At 62.8% G+C, this 23958-nt stretch carries 21 protein-coding genes and 2 pseudogenes; 5 read left to right on the plus strand and 18 right to left on the minus strand.

What is annotated here, in order from left to right; all coding sequences use genetic code 11:
• Positions 1-48: 48 nt before the first annotated feature.
• The 10 genes and pseudogenes from C1722_RS06600 to C1722_RS06655 form a co-directional block, all read right to left on the minus strand.
• The gene (locus tag C1722_RS06600) at positions 49-1050 is read right to left on the minus strand and encodes an NAD(P)-binding domain-containing protein (protein WP_102378538.1); all 1002 of its coding nucleotides are present in this window, start codon (positions 1048-1050) and stop codon (positions 49-51) included.
• Between the two features lie 275 nt (positions 1051-1325).
• Positions 1326-2300 (minus strand): annotated as a pseudogene (locus C1722_RS17825) (DNA topoisomerase); the annotation flags it as partial.
• A 58-nt stretch (positions 2301-2358) separates the two neighbouring features.
• Positions 2359-2679: pseudogene (locus C1722_RS06620) on the minus strand (nicotinate phosphoribosyltransferase); the annotation flags it as partial.
• Entirely contained in the window at positions 2672-4141 is a 1470-nt protein-coding gene (locus tag C1722_RS06625) for a regulatory iron-sulfur-containing complex subunit RicT (RefSeq protein ID WP_102378537.1), read from the minus strand. The gene C1722_RS06625 and the pseudogene C1722_RS06620, both read right to left, overlap by 8 nt.
• Positions 4107-5249 (minus strand): DNA polymerase III subunit, encoded by a 1143-nt coding sequence (locus C1722_RS06630; RefSeq protein ID WP_102378539.1) that lies wholly within the window; start codon positions 5247-5249, stop codon positions 4107-4109. The genes C1722_RS06625 and C1722_RS06630 overlap by 35 nt, the downstream gene beginning before the upstream one ends.
• Before the next feature lie 6 nt (positions 5250-5255).
• Positions 5256-6035 (minus strand): dTMP kinase, encoded by a 780-nt coding sequence (gene tmk, locus C1722_RS06635; protein WP_102378540.1) that lies wholly within the window; start codon positions 6033-6035, stop codon positions 5256-5258.
• Between the two features lie 27 nt (positions 6036-6062).
• A complete protein-coding gene (locus C1722_RS06640) occupies positions 6063-6593 on the minus strand; it encodes a fumarate hydratase C-terminal domain-containing protein (protein WP_102378541.1) in 531 nt (176 codons plus the stop codon).
• Positions 6594-6649: 56 nt separating this feature from the next.
• On the minus strand, positions 6650-7498 hold the full coding sequence (locus tag C1722_RS06645) for a fumarate hydratase (protein WP_102378542.1): 849 nt from the start codon (positions 7496-7498) through the stop codon (positions 6650-6652).
• Between the two features lie 10 nt (positions 7499-7508).
• On the minus strand, positions 7509-8432 hold the full coding sequence (mdh, locus tag C1722_RS06650; RefSeq protein WP_102378543.1) for a malate dehydrogenase: 924 nt from the start codon (positions 8430-8432) through the stop codon (positions 7509-7511).
• A 119-nt stretch (positions 8433-8551) separates the two neighbouring features.
• A complete protein-coding gene (locus C1722_RS06655; RefSeq protein WP_102378544.1) occupies positions 8552-10879 on the minus strand; it encodes a DNA topoisomerase in 2328 nt (775 codons plus the stop codon).
• Between the two features lie 439 nt (positions 10880-11318).
• Here C1722_RS06655 and C1722_RS06660 point away from each other — a divergent pair, with 439 nt between their 5' ends.
• Positions 11319-11807, plus strand: coding sequence for a hypothetical protein (locus C1722_RS06660; protein ID WP_102378545.1), 489 nt, complete (start codon positions 11319-11321; stop codon positions 11805-11807).
• Between the two features lie 342 nt (positions 11808-12149).
• Here C1722_RS06660 and C1722_RS17350 read toward each other — a convergent pair whose 3' ends face one another.
• From C1722_RS17350 to C1722_RS06680, 3 genes are read right to left on the minus strand one after another with little or no spacing between them, the layout of a single operon-like run.
• On the minus strand, positions 12150-13874 hold the full coding sequence (locus tag C1722_RS17350) for an amino acid ABC transporter permease (protein WP_244902470.1): 1725 nt from the start codon (positions 13872-13874) through the stop codon (positions 12150-12152).
• Positions 13867-14640: a transporter substrate-binding domain-containing protein gene (locus tag C1722_RS06675; RefSeq protein ID WP_102379566.1), complete on the minus strand. Its 774-nt coding sequence runs from the start codon at positions 14638-14640 to the stop codon at positions 13867-13869. The genes C1722_RS17350 and C1722_RS06675 overlap by 8 nt, the downstream gene beginning before the upstream one ends.
• Positions 14641-14649: 9 nt before the next feature.
• Positions 14650-15372 carry an amino acid ABC transporter ATP-binding protein gene (locus C1722_RS06680; protein WP_102378546.1) on the minus strand — a complete coding sequence of 241 codons (723 nt, stop codon included), beginning with the start codon at positions 15370-15372 and terminating at the stop codon, positions 14650-14652.
• A gap of 745 nt (positions 15373-16117) precedes the next feature.
• On the opposite strand from C1722_RS06680, the gene C1722_RS06685 reads away from it, so the two are divergent.
• Positions 16118-16783 (plus strand): HAD family hydrolase, encoded by a 666-nt coding sequence (locus tag C1722_RS06685; protein ID WP_180995068.1) that lies wholly within the window; start codon positions 16118-16120, stop codon positions 16781-16783.
• A 182-nt stretch (positions 16784-16965) separates the two neighbouring features.
• On the opposite strand, the gene C1722_RS06690 is transcribed toward C1722_RS06685, so the two are convergent.
• A complete protein-coding gene (locus tag C1722_RS06690; RefSeq protein ID WP_102378548.1) occupies positions 16966-18399 on the minus strand; it encodes a DUF1385 domain-containing protein in 1434 nt (477 codons plus the stop codon).
• 1 nt (position 18400) lies between these two features.
• The gene (gene thyX, locus C1722_RS06695; RefSeq protein ID WP_102378549.1) at positions 18401-19081 is read right to left on the minus strand and encodes an FAD-dependent thymidylate synthase; all 681 of its coding nucleotides are present in this window, start codon (positions 19079-19081) and stop codon (positions 18401-18403) included.
• 117 nt (positions 19082-19198) lie between these two features.
• Between thyX and C1722_RS06700 the strand changes: the two genes are divergently transcribed.
• On the plus strand, positions 19199-20098 hold the full coding sequence (locus C1722_RS06700) for a class I SAM-dependent methyltransferase (protein ID WP_102378550.1): 900 nt from the start codon (positions 19199-19201) through the stop codon (positions 20096-20098).
• A gap of 73 nt (positions 20099-20171) precedes the next feature.
• Here C1722_RS06700 and C1722_RS06705 read toward each other — a convergent pair whose 3' ends face one another.
• Both C1722_RS06705 and C1722_RS06710 read right to left on the minus strand, forming a co-directional pair.
• On the minus strand, positions 20172-20867 hold the full coding sequence (locus C1722_RS06705) for a flavin reductase (protein WP_102378551.1): 696 nt from the start codon (positions 20865-20867) through the stop codon (positions 20172-20174).
• Between the two features lie 10 nt (positions 20868-20877).
• Positions 20878-21576, minus strand: a complete 699-nt coding sequence (locus C1722_RS06710) for an aspartate/glutamate racemase family protein (RefSeq protein WP_102379567.1) — start codon at positions 21574-21576, stop codon at positions 20878-20880.
• A gap of 356 nt (positions 21577-21932) precedes the next feature.
• Between C1722_RS06710 and C1722_RS17580 the strand changes: the two genes are divergently transcribed.
• A complete protein-coding gene (locus tag C1722_RS17580; protein ID WP_425319369.1) occupies positions 21933-22379 on the plus strand; it encodes an MFS transporter in 447 nt (148 codons plus the stop codon).
• Positions 22334-23167: an MFS transporter gene (locus tag C1722_RS06715; RefSeq protein WP_280522936.1), complete on the plus strand. Its 834-nt coding sequence runs from the start codon at positions 22334-22336 to the stop codon at positions 23165-23167. Before C1722_RS17580 ends, C1722_RS06715 begins: the two co-directional genes overlap by 46 nt.
• 8 nt (positions 23168-23175) lie before the next feature.
• On the opposite strand, the gene C1722_RS06720 is transcribed toward C1722_RS06715, so the two are convergent.
• Positions 23176-23925: a hypothetical protein gene (locus C1722_RS06720; protein ID WP_102378552.1), complete on the minus strand. Its 750-nt coding sequence runs from the start codon at positions 23923-23925 to the stop codon at positions 23176-23178.
• Between the last annotated feature and the right edge of the window lie 33 nt (positions 23926-23958).

Here is a 23958-nt window from a genome sequence, read left to right on the forward strand (position 1 = left end):
CTCCTTATCTCGAACAGCAACGCATCGAGGCATGTTTCAGGTGATACATTATACGTCAACGCCCTGTCGGCTTCGACGCAGGCCGCAAGCGCCGCCGCAGCACGAGCCTCGTCGGTCCTCGCAGCGGCCTCTTCGATGCTTGCCCGCACGTCGGCGTTGATGACAAGTTCGGGCANTATCGCCGTACGCCTGCTCGGCTCGCGTCCAATCGAGGCCCTGCGCTGCGCAGGCCGCTTCCTCGCCGTACACGAGGCTGAGCGTCGAAACCGCCATATCGGTACCGCCGATGACCGCCAACAGCTCGAGCAGGTGCAAGCCGGCCTCGGCTCCCGGCAGGATAAGATCGATATCGTCGGCAGCCATGAGCGCGGCGGAAAGCTCCGCCATGCAGATGCGCACCGAATACTCGCCCATGAAGCGCTTTTCGACTACGGCGCCGTAGAGCCGCGCCGCCGCCTCGGTGATGAATCCCTGCTCTCGGGCGAAACGGAATGCGCCCGAGCTCTGCGCGCCCGAGGCGCGGCACAGCGCATCGGCCTCCATGACCGAAACGAGCTGGGATGCGGTATTGAGCGTGAGCGTCGCGCGGGCTAGCTGCGCCGACCCGGGCGTACCGGTCGGCTCGACCGTGCCGGCAAGCGCCTTAAGCATCGGTGTGATTTCGGCGATCTCTGCTTCGTCTTCGGATGCGACGAAGCAGATGAGGTTCGCGGCGTCGGAGTAGGCGCGCTCGATAGTCGCATCGCGCACGGCGAGCGGCGCTTCGATGGCATGCAGTTCGCTCACGATGGCAACGGCGTTGAGCTCACGTGCGAAACCGGGCGTCGAGGGGCTCAAATCAACGAGCCAGGCCCCTTTCCCCGCGATCTGCACAAGTCCTTCGGAATCGAAGTACACGTCCTCGAGATCGGTCTGCGAAGCGCAGAACGTGAAAACCACGTCGGCGGAGGAGACATCGCAAGCGGCCTCGTATCCGGCTTTCACCAAGTTGTCGGCCAGCACGGCCCCGATAGCGGTATCGCCCGCGAACACAAACGTCTTGCCCATCATCGCACCCCTTACATCGCTTCGACCCGATAGCCGAGCGTTAGTTTCCCTTAACCCTACGCGCGATCTTATCGGCAACCGACATTTCCTCGCGTTGATCGTATCCCCAGAATACCACGGCGATCATCCCCGGGCCGACATGACTGCCGATAACGGGGCCGATAAAGCTTTCCAGAAACAGGATGCTGTCGTCAACTTTGGANGCAAGGCGCGGGATGGCCGCGTATACCGCATCGGCCACCTCGTGCGCTGTGATGGTTCTGGCCACGTGCTGCTCCCTATTCGGGCAGGTTCGCAAGGCCCGCGCGCACGCTCTCGGCCGAAGCCTGCAGGCTCGCAAGCTCGTCGTCGGTCAGATCGAACTCGACGATCTCCTCGACGCCGTTTTTGCCGAGGCGGGTCGGGATGTTCATGTAGAGGTCCTTGATGCCGTACTCACCGTCGATGTAGGAGCACACGCTCATGACCTCTTTGCTGTCTGTCAGGATGGCTTCGACCATCTTGGCGATAGAGGCGCCGGGCGCATAGTAGGCCGAGCCGGTCTTGAGATGCGCCACAACCTCGGCACCGCCCTTGACCGTGCGCTCGACGACAGCCTCCACGTCGTCTTCGCTCATGAGTTCGGTGATGGGCGTGCCCTCAACCGTCGTGTAGCGCGGCCAGCACACCATGCCCTCGCCGTGCGCGCCGAGCGCCCAGGCGACNCCGAACGCGATCGACTGGCCCTCCGCGAGCGCGGGCATCTGCTCGTCCTTCTTGAGGCCATAGGGGTAGATGGCGCGGAAGCCCTGTTTCACGAGCACATCGCCGCGGCCGACGAACATCTCTCCCCCGACCTCGAGGCCCACCTTGGTACCCTCGACGACGGCGGCTTCGGACAGCGTGGCCAGAAAGCGCCGCGCGATGAGGTTGTAGAGCTTGTACTCCGCAGCCGGCAGATCGTCGGGCGTCGCCGAGTTCGTGGGGTAGATCGGCGGATGGTCGGTCGTTTCCTTCTTGCCGCGCGTCGCCGTGAGCTTGCCCTTGGCGAGCAGCTCCTTGCAGTACGGCGCGTAGGCGGGGTTGCCCACAAGGTTCTGCACCGTCTCAGCCAGATCGAGCGATGAGGGATACACCGTGTTGTCGACGCGGGGATAGGAAATGTAGCCGTCCATGTACAGGCTCTCGGCGATGCGCATCGTGCGCGCGGGCGAGAGCCCCTCGGCGGAGGCCGCCGCCATGAGCGAGGTGGTGTTGAAGGGGGCTGGCGGCGCAANTGGGGCCCATGACGCGCACGAGCGGCTCGCCCGCGAACACGACCGTACCCTCGTGCACCGCATCGATGTCCACATCGAGCTCGAGCGCGCGCACGTACTCGAGAAACGCGGGGTCGAAGAGCATCCCGGTGCCCGGAGCCGGCAGCGATGCGAGGTATTCGATATCGTCATCCGAAAACGAGAACGTCTCCACCATTTCGGCGAGCTGAGCCATACCGCACGCTATCGCGAACCCGCCCTTGAACGGGTTTTCGCGGAAGTACATATGGAAGCAGGCCATGTCGTCGGTTTTGCCGGACTCCCAGTAGCCCTGCGCCATCGTCAGCTGATAGAGGTCGGTCAGAAGCGCGTATTCGTAGGATTCGCCGCTATTCATTGCCGCCTCCCGCAGGGTTTCCTCCCTCGCCGCTTCCGGCCTTGTGGCTGCGCCGCCTCGTCTTGCGATGGGCTCCTTCGCCCCCGTCCGAATGAGTGCGCGGTTGCTGCTTGGGCGCATTCTTGGCCTGCGCGCCTTCGGCGTTGCGCAGGCCCGAGGACTTCTGGCCGGGACGGGGACCCTGGCCCTGGCGCTGGCCCTGCTTGTTCGCTTGGCGCTGGCCTTGCTTCTTGGGTTGCTGCCCCTTGTTCTGGCTTTGCCCTTGGCTCTGGTTCTGATTTTGGTTCTGGCTCTGGTTCTGTCCGCGCCCCTGGCCCTGCTTCTTTCTCTGACCCGAACGCTTCTTCTGCTGTCCCGACCCGCTCTGCTTCTTGGCTTCGCCCGCCGAAGATTCGCCATCGGCGCCCACCGTCGTCGAACGTCTGCGGCGCGGCTTGCGCGTTTCGGGTGCCGGCTCGGAACCCTTGCGTTGCTTCGATGCGCCCGAGCGGCTCTTGGAACCCTTCGACGATTTGCGCGCCTTCGCATCGCCGAGCTTGTCCTCGCCCGTGAAGTGCGGTGTGATGAGCAGCGAATCGGTAAGCGCATCGAGCACCGTGCGGTTCGCGTACGCGTCGAATACGTCGGCGCTCACCGAGTTGGGCCTCGTAGCGCCGTCGATCGTATCCATCTCGGCAAGCGGGATCTTGACGGTTTTACCCTCCTGGGTACGCAGGCTCACAAGTTCCTTGGGCATATCGAGCTCGACGACCTTCGCCGGCCCCTCGGGTGTTTCGATCATCGCGTTCTGTTTGGGAGCACGCGACTTGAACTCCTTGTACGCATCGAACTCGTAGCGCAAACAGCACATGAGGCGGCCGCATACGCCGGATATCTTCTGGGGGTTCAGCGAGAGGTCCTGCTCCTTGGCCATGCGGATCGAGACAGGGCAGAACTCGCCGCCGAGCCGCTTGCAGCACAGCTCCTGGCCGCAATGGCCCAAGCCGCCCACCATGCGGGCTTCGTCGCGCACGCCGATCTGGCGCATGTCGACGCGCACATGAAAATGCGAGGCGAGCTTGCGCACGAGGTCGCGGAAGTCCACGCGTTCTTCGGCTTCGAAATAGAATACGGCCTTATCGCCGTCGAGCAGGTACTCGACTGACACCGGATGCATGTCCTCGCTCGCCTCGGCGGCCATCTCCTTGAACACGGGCAGGGCCTCGTCGGATTTCCGCTGCATCTCAGCGGCCTTCGACTCGTCTTCGGGGCTTGCGATTCTCACCACGGGCTTGAGCTCGCTTTTGAGCTTCTTGATATCGGCTTCCTCGACTTCGATGATGTCGTCGGCGGCATGGCCGAATTCGGTGCCGCGAGCCGTTTTCACAACGACCGGGTCGCCTTTGCCGATCTCGAGGTTCTGCGGATCGAACCACAGGGTCCTCGGATTATACTGCAGCTTTATGGGTGCTACCCGTACCATAGAGGGTACTCCTTATCTCGAACAGCAACGCATCGAGGCATGTTTCAGGTGATACATTATACGTCAACGCCCTGTCGGCTTCGACGCAGGCCGCAAGCGCCGCCGCAGCACGAGCCTCGTCGGTCCTCGCAGCGGCCTCTTCGATGCTTGCCCGCACGTCGGCGTTGATGACAAGTTCGGGCACGCCCGCGCATACCGCCAGCACATCGCGGAGCCACGAGCGTATGATTGCGGTCATCTGGCGGAGCGATTCGAAGCTCTTCGCGGTGAGAGCCCGCTTGTTGCGCGCTTCGATCTGCCGGATCGCCGATTTCGCAAGGAAGTCGGCGGATTCGGCGAGCTCCTCCTCCTGAGAGGCGCGCACCACGTCGAGCGGCGCCTTCGCACGGACCACAAGATCCTCGGCGTAGGTGAGAACGTCCCAATCGTCGGCAAGCGCAAGCGACGAGAGGACCTCGAGGATACGGGACCGAAACGTCATGCGCTCGTTCGATTTCAGAAACTCGATCGCCTTGGTGATCGAGCCGTCGCAGGCCTGTATCGCGATCTCGGCGGCCATCTTCGTCGAGCCGGTGTTCTGCATGAGGATGCCCGCAGCCTCCGTTGCCGGAATGTGGCGAAATGGCACGACCTGGCAGCGCGACACGATGGTCGGAAGCACGCTTTCGCGCGTACGGCCCAAGAGGATGAGCACCACGTCGTCGGGAGGCTCTTCGAGCGTTTTGAGGAACGCGTTGGCCGAGGAGGATCCCAGCAGATCGACGCGGTCGAGAATGTAGACCTTCTTATGCGCGCGGATCGGCGCGAGCGACGTATCGGCCACGATATCGCGAATCTGATCGACCAGGTAGCCGCCTGCACCCCCCGGGGCGAAATAGCGCACGTCGGGATGCTTCTTGCGCATGACCCGCTGGCAGCAGTCGCATTCGCCGCACCCCGTTTGGCTGCAGAGTATCGATTGGGCGAACGCATAGGCCGCAAGCGTCTTGTTCGATCCGGCGGGACCGGTGAACAGGTAGGCATGGCTCACCTTGCCGCCCGCTATCGTGGCGCGCAGAAACTCGCGCACCTGGGGCTGGCCGAGTATGTTCTCGAACGCGTCAGCCATATCCGATCACCGCCCGCAGGTCCGCTCGGCTTCGCGAGCAGGGGACGCGGATGCTTTCTTATTGCCGTAATAGCCCTTGTCGATTTTGCTGAAGAACGCCGCATCGGCCACTGCGGGATCGGCCATCCATGCAAAGATGTCGGACAGCTCCGAGAACACCTTGCGTGCCGTATCCGACTTCCTGTCAGCCGAAACCACGATGCGGATGCGATCGGGTTCGGAGGCGGCTATCTCCATGAAGCCCGCATTGACCTCGGAATGGAACGCTCCGCCTTCGAGCTCGAGTCGATCGGCTGCGCTTTGGTGCGTAGCGCGCTCCAAGCCTTTCTCGGCAGAATCCCCCACGGTGAGCAGGATGGTACGATCGGGATGGACGCCCTGGCAGGCGAACTCGTTGGCCGATTCCACAAACGAACGGTCGAGCCCACGGCCGAACACCTGGTAGGCGATCGTCGAATCGTAGAACCGATCGCACAGCACCACGGCGCCCCGCGCAAGCGCAGGAGCGATCACCTCCGAGACGATCTGAGCGCGGGCCGCCTCGTAGATCAGCAGCTCCGCCTCGTCGGACAGCGCGGCGTTTTCGGGGTCGAGCACGATGGAGCGGAGCTGTTCGCCGACCGCCGTGCCGCCGGGTTCGCGCAGGCACAGCACTTCGCGGCCGTGCTCCTCGAGCGCTTCGGCCAAAAAGCGGATGTGCGTCGATTTGCCGGCGCCTTCGCCTCCCTCGAACGTTATGAAGATACCGGGGGCATGCGCCCCGTCATGTCGTTTCCCTTGCTCCACGAATGCGTTCCTCTTGTAAACCGCTGATTACAGCGAGTAGATATCGTTGCCGTGGACGTCGATGCCCACGAATACCGGGAAGTCCTTCACCACGATGCGGCGAAGCGCCTCCGTACCAAGTTCATCATAGCTTATGGTTTCCGAACTTTCCACGCAGCGCGCCAGAAACGCGGCAGCGCCGCCGCACGCCACAAAATAAACGGAACCGGTCTCTTTGCAGGCTTCATGTACCGCCGCCGAGCGCACGCCCTTGCCAACGGTAGCCACGATTCCCGCCCGATGCAGGTCGGGAGCCGCAAAGTCCATACGCGAAGCGGTTGTCGGTCCCACGGCACCGAACGGCCTGCCCGCAGCCGGCGGCGTGGGGCCCGCATAGAAGATCGTCTGGCCGGAAAGCCCGTAGGGAAGCGATCCCCGTTCCTCGAGTTCGGCGATAAGGCGGATGTGGCCGGCGTCGCGCAGCGTGTACATCGGGCCGGACAGCTTGCAGGCATCGCCCGCGTTCAAGCTTGCAGCGTCTTCGCGAGCAAGCGGCAGCGTCAGGTTCCTATAGTTCATACGCACCTCCGCATAACGGGCTTTTGAAGATATGCACGCCGCCGCACGGCAGGTTCCTACAGATCAACGGTGCACCTCCGCATAGCCGAGCACCCCATGTTGATCGCAAGGGGCAGCGCTGCAATGTGGCAGGGAGCCGTCTCCACGCGTACGGCGAGCGCCGCATGCGCACCGCCGAGCGCGGCGGCTCCGATGCCGGTCGCGTTGACGGCGGCAAGCAGCCCCCCTTCGAGAGCCCTCGTCTCCTCGTCGGGGGCGTCCGCATCGATCGGCCTCATGAGCGCGCGCTTCGCGAGCCCCGCCACCTTGTCGAACGTCGCGCCGATGCCGATACCGATAACGAGCGGCGGGCAGGCGTTGGCCGCCTTCTCCCGCACGCAGTCCACAAGCGCGTCGACGATGCCCGCCCTGCCCGCCCCGGGAACGAGCATGACCACGCGACTCGCGTTGTCCGAACCGCCGCCCTTGAGCATGATGTGCAGCCGTGCGACGCCGGGTTCGGAAACCGGATGGATATCGGTGAACGCCGGGGTGTTGTCGCCCGAGTTCGTCCGATCGAAGATCGCGTTTCCGACAACCGACTTGCGAAGCAGGGCCTCGTCGTAAGCACGGGCGACCGCATCGTCGACGCCCGCGAGCACGTCGCCTGCGACGAGCACGTCGGGGCCGATCTCAAGGCTCGCCCACACCGTTCCTGTATCCTGGCAAAGGGGCACCTGGTCGCGCTCTGCAATGCGGGCGTTCTCCACGAGCTGGTCGAGCACGATGCGCCCGCGCGGATCGCCTTCCGCCTCTCGCGCTGCCTCAAGACCGGCGAGCACATCGGGCGGCAGCACGCATGCAAGGCGCGGGATGGCCGCGTATACCGCATCGGCCACCTCGTGCGCTGTGATGGTTCTGGCCACGTGCTGCTCCCTATTCGGGCAGGTTCGCAAGGCCCGCGCGCACGCTCTCGGCCGAAGCCTGCAGGCTCGCAAGCTCGTCGTCGGTCAGATCGAACTCGACGATCTCCTCGACGCCGTTTTTGCCGAGGCGGGTCGGGATGTTCATGTAGAGGTCCTTGATGCCGTACTCACCGTCGATGTAGGAGCACACGCTCATGACCTCTTTGCTGTCTGTCAGGATGGCTTCGACCATCTTGGCGATAGAGGCGCCGGGCGCATAGTAGGCCGAGCCGGTCTTGAGATGCGCCACAACCTCGGCACCGCCCTTGACCGTGCGCTCGACGACAGCCTCCACGTCGTCTTCGCTCATGAGTTCGGTGATGGGCGTGCCCTCAACCGTCGTGTAGCGCGGCCAGCACACCATGCCCTCGCCGTGCGCGCCGAGCGCCCAGGCGACCACGTCTTCGGGCATGCAGCCGAGCTTCTCGCACACGGCGAACGAAAGACGCGAGGAGTCGAGCACGCCGCCCATGCCCATGAGGCGGTTTACGGGCAAGCCCGACTTCTTGTACGCAAGGTACGTCATCACGTCGAGCGGGTTCGTCACGCAGATGTAGACGGCATCGGGAGACGCCTCGAGCGCGGCGTCGATGACCGAGGACATGATGCCGGCGTTCACGCCGAGCAGATCCTCGCGCGTCATGCCGGGCTTGCGGGCGATGCCTGCGGTGATGACCACCACGTCGGAATCCTTCGTGGCCTCGTAGTCGTTCGTGCCGGTAACGGAAACCGTGAACTTCTCGACACTGCGCATATGCATCATGTCGAGCGCCTTACCCTGGGGCAGGCCCTCCGCGACGTCGACGAGCACGACGTCGGCAAGGTTCTTCGACGCGATGATGTGGGCCGCCGTCGCTCCGACGTTGCCTGCTCCGACAATGGTTACCTTGGGCATATTGTATCGCTCCTCTGGGTTCGTGTTGCCAACAGCCGTCAGGGCGCATGCCCATGACGAGAAAGGCGGAAGCACCAAAGCATCCGCCTTTCGGTTCTTATCGATACAGAATTGTACCGCTATTTCTTCTTCGCGGTGCTCCTCTTCGTGCCCTTTTTCGCCGAAGCGCCCTTTTTCGCACCCTTGTCCTTGTCCTGCTCCTTGCCCGGGCAGTCGAAGTTCGGGCAGAGCTTCCAGGGGCCTCGGTTCGTCGTGACGATGACCATCGGCGCGCCGCAGTGCTCGCACACCTCGTCGGTGGCGGTGAGCTTGCCGTACTGCGGCAGCGGATAGCCCGTGTTGCACTCCTCGTAGTTCTCGCAGCGGATGAAGCGCTTCAGCGTGCGCGGGTTCTTCTGCGCGATGAGCTTCGCGGTCTTGCCTGCCGCCTTGCAGGCAGGGCACTCGCCCACCTCGACATCGGGCTCCTGGTTGGTCTCGCACGCAGGATCGATGCAGAGCGTCCGCGGCTTCGAACGGAATGCGGTCACCTTGATCTGGGGCATACCGCATGTCGGGCACGGCTCCTCGACCGACTCCACCTTGCCCTTGGGCACCGGGTAGGTCACATCGCAATCGGGCCATCCCGAGCATCCGATGAACATCGAACGGGTCTTCTGCGATGCGCGCAGCTGCAGATCCTTGCCGCATTTCGGGCATTTCCCAATGTAGGCGTCGGCAGCCACCGCATCGGCGAGCGCCTCCTTGACCTCTTCCGAATGGGGAATCAGCTCGCCGAGCTGCTCGGAGAGGAGGTTGCGCGAGTTGGTGACGACCACGTCTTTCGAGGTCGAGCCCGCTGCGATGTTGTCCATCTCGCTTTCGAGCTCGGCCGTCATCTCGGGATGCGTGATGTGCGGCGCGAACTTGTCGAGCGCGTCGCAGACCGCCATACCGAGCTGCGACGGCTCGATCGGATCGTTCATGATGTACTTGACGGCGTAGAGGCGCTCGATGATCGAGTGGCGGGGCGGTTTTGGTTCCAGGCCCCAAACGCCCCCCCCCCTGGGGGGGGTGGGCCGGCCTGTGGCGGGCGGGGGCGCGGTGTGCGTTCTTGGGGCGTGTGGGGNGGCTTCGGACAGCGTGGCCAGAAAGCGCCGCGCGATGAGGTTGTAGAGCTTGTACTCCGCAGCCGGCAGATCGTCGGGCGTCGCCGAGTTCGTGGGGTAGATCGGCGGATGGTCGGTCGTTTCCTTCTTGCCGCGCGTCGCCGTGAGCTTGCCCTTGGCGAGCAGCTCCTTGCAGTACGGCGCGTAGGCGGGGTTGCCCACAAGGTTCTGCACCGTCTCAGCCAGATCGAGCGATGAGGGATACACCGTGTTGTCGACGCGGGGATAGGAAATGTAGCCGTCCATGTACAGGCTCTCGGCGATGCGCATCGTGCGCGCGGGCGAGAGCCCCTCGGCGGAGGCCGCCGCCATGAGCGAGGTGGTGTTGAAGGGGGCTGGCGGCGCAACCGTGCGCTTCTTCTTCTCGATGGACGCCACCACCGCCGAGGTCTTGCCCTCGATGTGGGCCATGACGGCCTGCGCCTCGGACTCCACCTTGAAGCGCGCGGTTTCATGGGGCGCCTCGAACGCATCGTCGCCTTCGCCGAACGCTCCCTTGATGACCCAGTAGTCTTCGGGGACGAACGCGAGCCGTTCCCGCTCCCTCGCCACGATGAGGGCGAGCGTGGGCGTCTGCACGCGACCCGACGAGCGCACGTTGCCGTAGCCGGCGAACTTCACGAGCGTGAGGTAGCGCGTGAGCACGGCGCCCCAGATAAGATCGATGTCCTGACGCGACGCACCGGCCGACGCGAGGTCGGTGTCGAGCTCGACGAGGTTCGAAAACGCGGTGGTGATCTCCTCTTTGGTGAACGCCGAATAGCGGGCGCGCGAGACGGGTGCGGTCGAGTTGACCTCCTGGATGCAGGAGAGAGCATCCGAACCGATCAGCTCGCCCTCGCGGTCGAAGTCGGTGGCGATCACGATGGAATCGGCCTTCTTCGCAAGGTTCTTGAGGCTGCGGATGATTTCCTTTTCCTTGGGGAGCTTCTCGATGGGTGCGTACACCAGATACGGCAACGCCTCCATCTTCCACGCCTTGAGCTCGACGCCGTCGGTCGTGAAGGGCTTCTTTTTCTTGAAGGGCGGTTTGGCGAGCGTCGCAGGAATCGCAGCGGGGATAACCTCGCCTTCCTCGGTCACGCCCTGCCAGCCCTTGGTTTTCTTGTACACGAGCGACGGCGCGAAATCGGGTTCGAGGATATGGCCGCGCAGGCCGATCGTCACCCATTCCTCCCCGTTGAGCTCGAACCGATAGACCGGCGTCGAATACACCTTATCGGCTTTAGGTTTGCTCGCACCGAGCAAGTCGGCGATTTTCTGGGCCGCGTCGTTCTTCTCCGTTACAACCAGCTTCACGCGGTTCCTCCTGTTCTTGCGGCCGGATACCGTCCGGCGCTCTCGTCCACACGATGCCCCATTCGTTTATTTACGTGTGCGGGGATGGTGCTCGCTTCGGTCCGGACACGCCGATTCCGATCGAATCTGGACGGCGGGTACACCAGCGGAGCCAAAACAGTTTGTTAGCATACACGATTTTCGAGCCGTGTGACAGCATTGTTTTTTATCGGGTAGTTTTGGTTAATCCGTAGAGATGTTGTCCGCACCCGTTGAAGATACGGCGCACATTTCGTGGATCGCTCCATTTTGGATTACCCTAGACGCACGGGAAGCCGTCGACCTGCCAAACACAGCCAGAACGCATCCCGGAAACAACAGCAGCATCGACGACGCATACATGCACTAGCGGCGGCACCCGTCAGAAACCGTACAGGGCCGGACTCGAAAGGAGCACACCGTGAAAAAAGTCATCGCAGCTTTCACCGGGCTTATCATGCTCCTCATCGTCGGCATCCTCGTCATCGTGTTCGTTCCCTCGGTGGCCTCGTCCGACGAGAACGACCCGTTGGCCGGCGTGAAGGCCGCCAGCATGAACGCCTTCATCGACATGAGCGGCCTCAAGGACAAGGCAGCCAACGCCCTTCACGACAACCTCGACACCATCTCGGCGGCAACTGGCTTGAGCGAGGCCGATTGCGCGCAGATCGTCTACAGCCTCGACATCCAAAACTGGGAGGCAGCCGTGCTTCCGAACAGCGCCGAGGAGCTGGGCTCGCTTTCGGGCAGCTACGCCGGCCTCGACGGCACGATCACCTACTACGACGACCCCGAGTACATCACCGTCAACGCCTACGGCCAAAACGTCACCATGAAGATCCCCGAAACGGCACAGGCCTACCTCCCCTACCTGCAATACGCCGAGCAGTACCTCGACCAGGCGGCGTAGGCCCCGATCGTCACCCCAACGCGGCGGACGCGGCGCATCACCTGCAGCGCATCGTTCGCTGCACATCGCCCATCACCAGCCGCCTGCCGCGCACCGCTCGCTGTCCGCGAAGGGCTTTCGTGCGACGATTTTGCACGCAAAATCGCTCTTTCGAAAATCGCGACCAGGCTTTATGCCGTCAGAGAAGGTGTTTTCACATTCGAAAACATCGCACGAAAGCCCTTCGCGGACATCGGCCGAAGCCCAGCCCGCACTCGGTAGGTGGATACGTGCAGAAACGCCAAGCACCGCCCGGAATGCCCGAGCGGTGCTTGGCGACTGGCTTGATTCCAGGCAGCGCGGCTAGCTCGTGCGCTCCCTTTTGAGCTTGCGCTGGTAGGCGCGCACGATCTGGGAGAGCGTGAAGCACACGATGAAGTACAGCACGGCCATGATGCCGAAGATCGCGAAGATCTGCTCGGTTGAGTTGTAGCTGTTCATGAGGATCATGCCGCGACCCATGAGCTCTTGGACCGCCATCGCGCCCCAGAGGAAGCTCGTGTCCTTGATGGTGGTCACGAACTGCGAGAGCAGCGCGGGAATCATGTTGCGCAGCGCCTGCGGCAGGATGATGAGCACGTAAGTCTGCACGATCGAGAAGCCCTGGCTCTTAGCCGCTTCGTACTGGCCGAACGGCACACTCGCCAGGCCGCCGCGCACGATCTCGGCAACGCTCGCACTCGTGAAGAGCGTGAACGCGAGCACCGCTGCCCCAAGCGGCGGCAGCTGGGCCACGAAGAACGTGAACATGATCCACAGAAGCAACGGCGTGTTCTTGAAAATCTCGATGTACACCGTCGCGATGGCTGAGAGCACGCGGTTGTTCGAGGTACGCATGATCGAGATGACCGTGCCGAGCACGATGGAGCACACGATCGCGATGGCCGAAATGACGAGCGTCATGCCGAGGCCCTGCAGCAAGAACCGCATGTTGATCCAGGTAAAGAGCTCTGCCATAGCTACCTCGCCTCCCCTCGTCCGTCGGTGCCGCGCGAGGCGGAGCCGCCGTCGCCGCCGTGCNGTCTTGCGGCGCATGCACGCTTCGTCGCCGTCGCACTCGTCCTCGATCTGCTGCTGCAGCTCGCGTCCGATCTCGTCGGCGATCTCGGCAGCTCGCCGCCCGGTGATCGGATAGGCGCGGCGGATCGAATCGGGGTCGTTCGGATCGACGATCACGTGGAGCGGGTGGCGCGGCGAGGGGGCCACGACCGCAGGCGCGATGTCGACGGTCTCATGCATCGTCTGGATGCCCGCCGCCAAGCTCTCGGCAGCCGTATGGCCGGTGATGTCGTGCGAGCCAGGCGTAACCTCGGTGGGGTCGGTGGCCAAGTGCTCGGTCGCATCGCCCGTGGTCACGTGCTTGTGCGAGCGAGTGCGCCGCTCGAGGTACAGCGCCAAGCGCGAAAGCGGGAAGCAGATGATGAAGTACAGCACCGCCGCCACCAAATACACCGGGCCGTAGTAGCTCGTCGATCCAGCGAACGAGTTGGAGAAGTACATGATCTCACCGCCCACGAAGAACGCCAGAATCGAGGTGTTCTTCACGAGGTTGGCGGCCTGCACGGCCAAAGGCGGCAGGATGATGCGCATGGCCTGGGGCAGGATGATGATGAACATCGATTGCCAGTAGCTGAAGCCCTGGCTCTTCGCCGCCTCGAACTGCCCGCGATGGATCGACCCGATACCGCTTCTCACAACCTCGGAGATGTAGCCGCCGTGGTAGATGCCGATGGCGAAGATGCCGATGTACATGGTGGTCATGTTGATGCCGATGAGCGGCAGAAGCGCGTAGAACACGAACGCCTGCAGAAGCAACGGCACGTTCTGGACCACTTCCACGTAGACGCGCGTGATGGCACGCAAAGGCGCGAAGCGGGAAACCGATAGCACGCCGAAGATCACGCCGAGCGCAAGCGCGAGGATGAGCGCGAAAAACGATATGAGAACCGTCGTGCCGAAGGCCGAGAGGATCTCGGGCCAACGGGCGAACAGCGCCTCCCATTTGAACGGTGCGAACGCATCAAGCATCTTCGAGCCCCCATTTCTCTTCGAGGGCGGCAAGGGTGCCGTCGTCCATCATGTCCTGGAGCGCATCGTCGATCTGCCCGGCCAGCTCGGTGTTGGTCTTCTTGGTGGCGATGCCGTACTCCTGCGGCGCGAACTGCGCGTCGAGCAGCATCGTCGAATCGTCGAGATAGCCCATGAGTATCGAACGGTCGACCGAAAACGCGTCGACGCGCCCCGTCACGAGCGCGATCTTGATCTCGGGGTAGGTGGCGTACTCGGCGAACTGCATGTGGATGCCGATCTCGTCGCCCGCCTGGGTGAGCTTGTCGCGCGTCGTCGCGCTCGAAGCCACGCCGACGGTCTTGCCGTCGAGGTCGGCGAGTTCGGTAATGCCCGCATCCTTCTTCACGAGCACGCCGATGTGGTCGGTGAAGTACGGCTGCGAGAAGTTGTAGCTCTTCTTGCGAGCCTCGGTGATGGTGAAGGTGGCGAGCGTCGCATCGAGCGTGCCGTTGTCGAGCATGATGCCGCGGGTGGTCACGTTCACGCCCGTCACTTCGAGCTTGTTCGGGTCGCCCTTGATGCGGGCGGCGAGCTCGCGGGCGATGTCCACCTCGAAGCCCTCGATGTTGCCCGATTCGGGGTTCTGGAAGCCGAAGCCCGGCACGTCGATCTTAGTGCCCACGCGCAGCACGTCACCGCTCGCGCATCCCGCAAGGCCCCCGCCGACGGCTATGGCTCCTGCGGCGAGCGCCGAAAAACGTATGAAATCTCTCCTGGTCAGCATGCGCATCACCTAGAGAATCTTCGACAGGAAGCTCTGGATGCGCTCGTTGCCTGTCTCGTCGAATATGTGGGAGGGGGTGCCCTGGTCGACGACCAGTCCGTTCTCCATGAATACGACCTTGTCGGCCGCCTCGCGCGCGAGCCCCATCTCGTGGGTGACCATCACGATGGTCATGTTCGTTTCGGCGAGCGATTTGATGACGTCGAGCACTTCTTGCACCATCTCGGGGTCGAGCGCACTCGTCGGCTCGTCGAGCAGCATGATCTTGGGATGCATGTTGAGGGCGCGGGCGATGGCCACGCGCTGTTGCTGGCCGCCCGAAAGCTGGTCGGGGTACTTGTCGACCTTGTCGGAAAGGCCCACGCGCTCGAGGTAGGCGCGACCGGTTTTCTCGGCCTCCGCCTTATCCACCTTGAGCACCTTCACGGGCGCGAGCGTTACGTTCTCGAGCACGGTCTTGTGGGGATAGAGGTTGTAGCTTTGGAACACCATGGCGACCTCGCGCGCCAGCGCGCGCGAATTCACCTTGCGGTCGGAAAGGTTCATGCCGTCGACGACGATCTCCCCGGAATCGGGTACCTCCAAAGCGTTGATGCAGCGGATGAGAACGCTCTTGCCCGAGCCGGACGGGCCGATGACGACGACCTTCTCCCCCTCTTCGACCTCGAGCGAAACGCCTTTGAGCGCCTCGACCCTGCCGAAGTTCTTCGTAATGTTGCGAACTGATATCATGGTTGCTCCCGTACACTCGTCCGACACGCCCGTATGGCGAAACCGCCGCAATCGCGGCAGCCGCCTCCAAACGCGGCATGCCGCCAAACAGCGAAAATGCATGGACGTATTGTAGCGCTGCAAGGGAACACGTTTGGTAACGGCGGCTTGACGGTTACGTTGCCGAATCGGGACGCCCCCGATGCAGGCGCTGCTCAGGGACCCCTTCGCTAGCTCCCGTTGTCGATCTCCCGTCGTTAAGCCAATGCCGATACTGCCCTTGTTGGCGCGCGGCGACGGCGGTTTTCGAAAAATCACCCACCGTTGCAAACCGCCGCCGACGGCCCCGCAACGCCCGAAAGCTATCTCGCGCTTCGAAAGGACGTACTCCGATGGCGGTTTAGCCGCGAGATGCCCGAATCTGGCAGAAAATTTGACCTGTGTCAAAATATAATAGGGTAAGTATCTGCCGCTCACGACATGCAAAATTTGCGACCAGGCATTTCTCGAAGATTTGCCGTATCGATAGCATGGTAGCTGGTTCCATAATTGACACAGGTCGAATTTTCTGCCAGATTCACCTTTGCTGCACAGCCAGAACCGACACGCGTCCGTTCGACGCAGTAAAACGCCAGCCAACCACCAGCTGCCCCGCATAGGCGGGCGCTCTCGGACGGCAGCGCCGATCGAGCTCGCGCAGCGTCGATTTTGCGGATCGGCGCCCTTATCGTACAATGCGAAAGGTCGCACCGAGGGAAGGATGGCAATGGTTAAAGCGGTGTTCTGCGATTTCTACGGTACGCTGGTCCACGAGAACGGACCGAAGTCCTACGAGGTTATCAACCGCGTCTTCGAAAGCGGGAACGCCGAGCGCGCCGAAGACATCGTCAGGTACTGGCACCGTTCGTTCCACCGGCTTATGGACGAATTCTCGGGCGACGCCTACCGCCCGCAGTACGAGCTTGCGCTCAAGAGCTTCGAGGAGACCGTCGAGCGCTTCGATGCCGACGAGGATCCCGCCGAACTGTGCGATCTCATGGTGGAGCACTGGTGCGCACCGCCGCTGTACGACGACGCGAAACCCTTTCTCGAAAGCGTCGATGTGCCCGTGTACCTCGTCACCAACAGCGATGACAAATACGTTAAAGCCGCAATGGCCGCCCACGGCATCGCGTGCGCGGGCGTGTTCACCAGCGAGCAGGCGCGCTACGCGAAGCCCGACCCGCGGATATTCCGCTACGCCCTCGATCAGACCGGTTTGAAGACCTACGAAGTCGTCCATATCGGCGATTCGGTCGACGGGGACTACCGCTGCCCCGCCTCGCTCGGCATCGAACCCATCTGGCTCAACCGCGACGGGCTGCCCGCCAAGAACGCGGCGCGCTTCGCGAAAGACCTCGCCGAAGCGCGCAAGATCGCCTCGTACATGTAACGGACGCCGTCAGACGCGAGCCCTCGCTTCCGCAGCAGCCCGCGCGTCGCACGGGTTTTCCCGCAGGCAAACGCTCACCGTCGCATGCGAGCTTTGCGCGGGAACGAACCCGCATGCCAGGCGCGAACCTCGGTCACCCAGTCCGCCGCCATCTCGCGCTCGGGATCGGGCGAACCCGCATGTCAGGCGCGAACCTCGGCAGGCTCCCGCACGGCAACGGCTTCATCCGCCTGCTTGCTTTCGCTCGGCGCCGCCTCGCCCTTGAGCGCGGCTTCCTCGGCCCGCTCGCGCTCCAGCACGAGCTGCATGGCCGCGATAGCGCATTCGATCTGACCGTCGTCGGGCTCGTTCGTGGTGAGGTACTGCATCTGCATGCCCGGCCACAATATGACCTTCACGAGCGGATTGTCGGGATGGCTGCCCGCCCATTTCACCGTGATCTCGTAGGAGATGCCGGCGATCACGGGCATAAGCAGAATGCGCACGAAGATGACCAGGATGAGCTTCGGCGCACCGTCGGGTACACCGAGCGCAGCGATGAGCGCGTTCAGGGGCGTGATCGTGTACACGATGATCGCGATGACCATGACCATGATGAGAAACGCCGTGCCGCAGCGCACGTGCAGGCGCGGAAAGCTCCGCGCGTTCTCAGGCGTGAGGGGAAGGCCGTGCTCATAGCAGTGGATCGTCTTGTGCTCGGCGCCGTGGTAGCCGAACATGCGCTTGATCTCCCCCATCCGACCGATCAGCCAGATGTAGAACACGAACACCGCCACGCGCAGCAGGCCGTCGACCACGTTCCACAGAAGCGTGTTCTGATCGTACTCGCCCACGATGAGGTTGGTGATGAAAGCAGGGGCCACGATAAACAGCACGACGCCGAGCACGAGTCCGAGCACCATCGAGATGGCCATCTCCTTCTTGCCGAACTCGACCTCCTCGTCCATGAACGACTTCTTCTGCTCCCGATCGGACTCAAAGAACTCGCCTTCGAGCAGCGCGCCCTCGGCGGCGGCCATCTCCTCGGCGCGCTTTTCGCGCGCGCCAGCCGACTCTTCGATACGCTCGACCTTGAGCTCGGCCTGCGCGCCCAAGGCGTCGATCATCGTATCGGGACGTCCGAAATCGTCTTTCCAGGAGAAGGGTTTTTCGCCGTCGGCACCGAGCGGGGCATCGGCATCGGATACTGCATCCGCCTTCGCCACGGCGCCATCGACAGCCGCCGTGCCCGAGGATTCCCCGTCTGCTTCGGCGAGCTCCGCCGCCCGAGCAGACTCGTCGCCCAGCATCGCCTTGTCGGTTTCCTTCTCGTCGGATTCCTCCGCGAACGCGTGGAGCGCGGCGATCTCGAGCGCCTTGTAGCCGAGCACGAGCGACTCCACGAGCGCGCGGCACCCGCGCACGAGCGGCTTGTACATCCAGCCGTTCTTCTGCTTGCCCGAATTGAGATCGTGCTCCTCGGTGTAGATGTCGCCGCCCGGCTCGCGCACAGCAACCGACCAATTGTACTTGCCGCGCATCATGATGCCCTCGATGAGCGCCTGGCCGCCCACGTGCGTCTTGAGCGCGCCGTCCTCCTTGAACGCGCGCGAAAGATCGCTCTTCTTTTCGGCCATGTTAATCCCTCGTTACGCGCGGATAGGGGTTTCCGCAGGTCATTTTACCCTCGGGACATGCTCCGCGGATGCAGGGCGCACCGGCGTCCATGAAGATGTAGGGCGCGGTCGGCTTCGCGAGCGCGAGCATCTCGTCGGCCATCGCGCGTATCTCCCACTGCGCGCGGTTGCAGCAGCGCAAGCCGAAGAAATGCAGAAGCTCGCGCACGTTCATGGTGATGACGATCTTCGTCTCGGCGGCGTTGGGCAGAAGGTAGCGGGCGTCCTCGGCGGGAACGCCCGCTTCAAGCAGCGTCGCATAGGCCTCAAGCGACGCGGCGATGGCATCGTCGAAAACCCGCTCGGTTGCAGCGTCGGCAACAACGCTCTCGGGCTTGATAACCGATAGGCCCTCGGTGTACTTCACGTAGCGCTGGCTTTGCTGGTTGAAGCTCGCGATACGATGGCGCACGAGCTGGTGGGTCAGTGCACGGGACACGCCGTCAACGGCGAACGTGTAGCTGGCGTGCTCGAGCGTCGAGAAATGACCGCTCTTCATGATCGTCGAGAGCACGCTTTTCACCCGATCCTCGGGCATGGTTTCCATGAGCTCCGACGCGCCGACAGGCGCATAGCACAGCCGCGCCGCCGTTGCGATGGCGCGCTCGGGATCGGGGGTATGGTAGAGAAGCTCGACTTGCATTAGCTCGTACGCTCCAATCGGTTCGAGAGATTGTTCGGCCGCCGAGAGCGCGAACCGAATCGCAGTTTGCTAGTATAGTACTTGAACTTGGATGCTCCGTACGGCGAAAGGGACCCCATGACGCAAAACTTCACACCTCTGCTTTCCACGACCGACTGGAACGAAGAATGGAAGCGCCTGCAGATCGCCCGACGCAAAGCGGATAACTCCGCGTATTGGGACAAACGCTCGAAGACGTTCTCCACCAAAGACGCCCCGAACGCTTACGTCAACCGCTTCCTCGAACTCGCCCGCATCGAACCGGGCGAAACGGTGTTCGACATGGGATGCGGAACAGGCGCGCTCTCCATCCCCCTCGGACGCGAGGGCCATAAGGTGGTCGCCGCCGATTTCTCGCAGGGCATGCTCGACATACTCGACGAAGAACTCGCCGAGAAAGGCATTGCGACCGTGTTCCCCAAACTCATGAGCTGGGAGGACGACTGGGAGGCACACGGCGTGCGCGAGGGTATGGCCGATGTGGCCATCGCATCGCGCTCGATCGCGGTATCGGACATGAAGGCCGCGCTCATGCGCCTGACCTCGGTAGCGCGCCGCCGCGTGTGCATCACGCTCTCGACCGGCTCTTCGCCGCGGATGGACGAGCGCATCCTTTCTGACATCGGTGTGAAAAACGAGTTCGGCAACGATTTCCTCTACGCGTTCAACATCCTCGTCGGCGAAGGGATCATGCCCGAGGTGAGCTACATCAAAAGCACGAGAACCGACACGTTCGAGAGCTTCGACGACGCCTACGACAGCTTTTCGCGCATGGTGCTCGACGCGGTGTCCGACAAGGAGTCGCCCGAAACCTCCGCAGCGCTCGACCGCCTTCGCACATGGACCGAACAGCACCTCGTCGCCAATCCCGAGGCGGGCGAACCCGACAAGAAGGGCGTGCCGCAAAAGCCGTTCAAGCTCGATTGCACGCGCATCGTAACCTGGGCGTTTCTTGCATGGGACACCGCTCGTCGATAAGATGCAGACCGCTTGCAGGCCGCCCGGAAGGCGGCCTGTCTTTTCCAGACGATCTTCAGCTCGATCGGACGGTCTACAGCTCGATTTTCTCGAACAGCTCCTTGCCCACCCCGCAGATCGGACAGGAAAAACCATCGGGCAGCTCGTCGACCTCTTCGACGTGGCCGCAGATGGTGCACCGCCACCCGTAGCGGGTTTTCGGAGCGTCCTCATGCGCGTCGGCATCGCCGGAAGCAGACGGGGGCACGGCGTCCTCGATGCGATCGGCTATGAAGCTCGATGCCTTCGGCGGCGTTTTCCCGCCCTTGACCGCATGGTAGTACGCGTACGTCATCGGTTCGTCGTCGGAAAGCCGCTCCGCTTCGACCACGGTTCCGATGAACAGCATATGCGTGCCGAGATCGACCGAATCGGTCACCTCGACCGAGAAGCGCGCCACTGCCTGCTCGGCGATGTATGGGCAGCCCGAGGCATCCGTTTCGACCGCGAACGGCTCGAACTTGTCGACATCGCGGCTGCAGAAGAACCCGAATTTGCCGATAAGGTCCATCGACGCGTCTCGAGACAGGCTGACCGCCGTGTACCTGCCGGCCTGCTCGATGATCGAAGCGGTGTGGTTATCCTTGTTCACCGCTACGCTCACCTGCAAAGGATCCGAGGTAACCTGGGCAAACGTGTTCACTGTACACCCCGCTCGTCCACCGTCGCCATGGGAAGCTATGAGATAGAGCCCATAGGAGATGCTGCGAAACGCGTTGACGTCAATCATGCTGGTCCTTTCAATTCCCTTCGAACAAAACGTCCATGATCCTCTCGATATGGAGCCGTGCGGTATCGAACAGGGGGACGGGTGCCGATGCGCCGTCGTACATGAGCGGAAGCTCCGTGCATCCGAGAACCGCCGCTTCGATGCCCCGCTCGTCACGTAGGGCTTCGAGTACGGCGTCGATCGCGCGCTTCGATTCAGCACGCACGATGCCGAACTCGAGCTCGTCGGCGATGATTCCGTCGATGCGGATGCGATCCTCCTCGTTCGGCGACACGACTTCGATGCCACGACGGCGAAACGCCTCTTCGAAATAGGGATGCGCCATCGTGAACCCCGTGCCCAGCCAGGCGATCCTGCCGATCCGCTGAGAAGCCGCAGCGTCACATGCGGTCTCGACGATGCTGATGAGGGGAATGCACGAGCGTTCCTGCAGCCTATCGAACACCACATGGGGTGTATTCGACGCGAGCACCGCAAAATCGGCTCCGGCCGCTTCGAGGCTCTCCAACCCTGAGACAAGGTATTCGACCAGTTCGTCAAGCCTATCGGACTTGCACAAACCAACGGCTCGGTACATGTCGAGCGCCTCGATGGTCAGGCGGGGAAACTCGTCGGCGCCCATACGCTCCCTGTAGCGCATGGCGATTTCCCTGTAGTACATAAGCGTCGATTCGGGACCCATTCCACCGAGTATTCCGAGTTTCTTCACTGCTGCGCCCCCTTGCGTGCCCGCCGGCAATCCGTCGTTTATTCTATCACGAACCGAAGATATTCCTTTAGGTGCTAAGTCTCTCATCTGCCCGTTTACCGCCCATGAAGAAATGGTGTCTTTATGGTGATCGGCAGATTGCGCGGCGTCGGCGCAACGTTTCGCTAAAGTACCTCCCTTGTAATCCCCTAATCGGGTCGCGTTCTATGAACAGGAGGAGATGTTCTATGAACCTGAACCGGTGGCTCGTCCAACCACAAAAATACCTCGGACCCATCGGGCTCGTCGCCCTGCTTGTCGTCACAAGCCTCGTGACGCCCCTTTCGCTCGACATGTACACGCCCGCCGTGCCCCATATGACCGAGTACTTCGAAACCGACGCGGGCACCGTCAACCTGACGCTTGCGGGATACTACCTCTTCTTCGCAATCGGCCTGCTCGTATTCGGGCCGACAAGCGACCGCTACGGCCGCAAGCCCGTGCTGGTCGCCGGCATGGTCGCCTACACGGCGGCGAGCGCCCTGTGCGCAATGGCTCCCGACATCTGGGTGCTCATCGGCATGCGCGTCGTGCAGGCGCTCGGGGCGGGAGCGGGCAGCGCCGGTTCGACCGCCATCGTCCAGGACGCGATCATCCCCGACAAACGCGAAGCGATCCTCTCCATCGCGCCGGGTATGGTCGTGGTCGGACCCGGTCTCNCGTCAAGGACGCGATCATCCCCGAAAAACGCGAAGCGATCCTCTCGATCGTGCAGGTTATGTTCGTGGTCGGACCCGTGCTCGCACCGGTTATCGGCGCGCTGATCCTCCAGGTTGCCGATTGGCACATGACGTTTTGGGTTCTCTCGGGAATCGGACTCGTGTGCGCCGTGCTCGCTCTGCTCTACCGAGAAACGCTTCCTGCGCAAGCGCGGTACCAAGGTACGGTTTTCGGCAGCATCGCGCAGCTCGGCACCGTCGCCAAGAACAAGGGCTTCACTTCGTTTCTGTGCATCGTCGGGCTGTACAACCTGCCGTTCATGGCCTACATCGCCGTAGGCTCCTATATCTACATCACGTTCTTCGGGTTGAGCGAACTCGAGTACAGCTATTTCTTCGCAATCGCCGCCCTGCTCACTGCCGCAGGACCTCTCATCTGGCTCAAAGCGTCGCGCTATACGAGCACGCGGCGCTTCACGACGATCATCATCGCCGTCGCGTTGGTTTCCGGTGTTGCGATGCTTGCGCTCGGCGAGCTATCGCCGTACCTGTTCTGCGCGACGTTCCTCGTGTTCGCCATCACCGAAGCGTGCGTGCGTCCGTACAGCACGAACATCCTCCTATCCCAACAGGAAGGCGATACGGGTGCGGCAGCGTCGCTCATCAACTTCGCCCATACGGCGATCGGGTGCGTCGGCATGGTGCTCGCCGTATTGCCCTGGCCGAACTTCATCGTCGGCGTGGGCGCCATCATCGTGCTCTCGATGGCCGTCGCGGGAATCTCGTGGTTCGCACTGCTGCGTTCGGGTATTCCGCTCGTCGGCGTAAAGGACGCCGACCCCTCGGTGCCCGCCCATCCCGCTGCCGCGAGCCAACAAAGCCGGCAACGTTAGCCGGCGAACTACCCCCGATCGGCAGTTTGCCCCCAGCCGCAGGCGCGCATCGAAAAGGCCGTCTCGACGGCTGCGCGGCCAGCTTTATCGGGAACGATGACGCGCGGTGCACCCCAAACGGGTTCGAAACGCCGTTCGGCCTCGCCGACGAGCCAGTCGCGCACTACGACGAGGGCGTGGGGAAACCGCGGCGTCGGCCCCTTGTCGTGCCGGCGCAAGGCCGCTTCGAGTCCACCGCCCCGGCCACCCTGCAGCTCAAGGCGGCCGAGTTCGTCGACCACGAGCAAACCGCATGGCGCCGCCGATTCCGATGGCGCACTCCCAATCAATTCGGACTCCGAAGCCAACGATTCGAAATGCGCGTTGACGCATGCGAGCGCGTCATCGAAAATCGCCCAACCCAGAGAAGCCTTGTCGCTTTGCGTGGTGGCCTTCGAAAGACCGGCAGCGCCCACCGCCCCCGCATCGTCGGCCACCCCTGCCCGAAGCGCACCGCTATGCGAGCGGTCAAGCGAATCCCTCCGCATGGCAAAGCGCACGCGATCGCCTCCGGGAAGCAGCACGTTGTCGATCCCGATCTTCTCGCGCTCGGGCGCGCCGCCATCAAGCGCGGTTTCCGTCGCCGCATCGGCAACCCGCCATACGCCGGGAGCCAGCACGCCGCAGCAGGGCACGCCCTGCTCGGCCATGGCGGCAACCAGGCGTTCGAGCCAGCGGGTCTTGCCGGTTTGCACGCCTCCCGTCAGGATAAAGAGCATCGAAGAGTTCCTCTCGCATCGTTTTCGGAGTAT

Origin of the sequence: Raoultibacter timonensis, assembly GCF_900240215.1 — a bacterium.
Classification (GTDB): Bacteria; Actinomycetota; Coriobacteriia; order Coriobacteriales; family Eggerthellaceae; genus Raoultibacter; species Raoultibacter timonensis.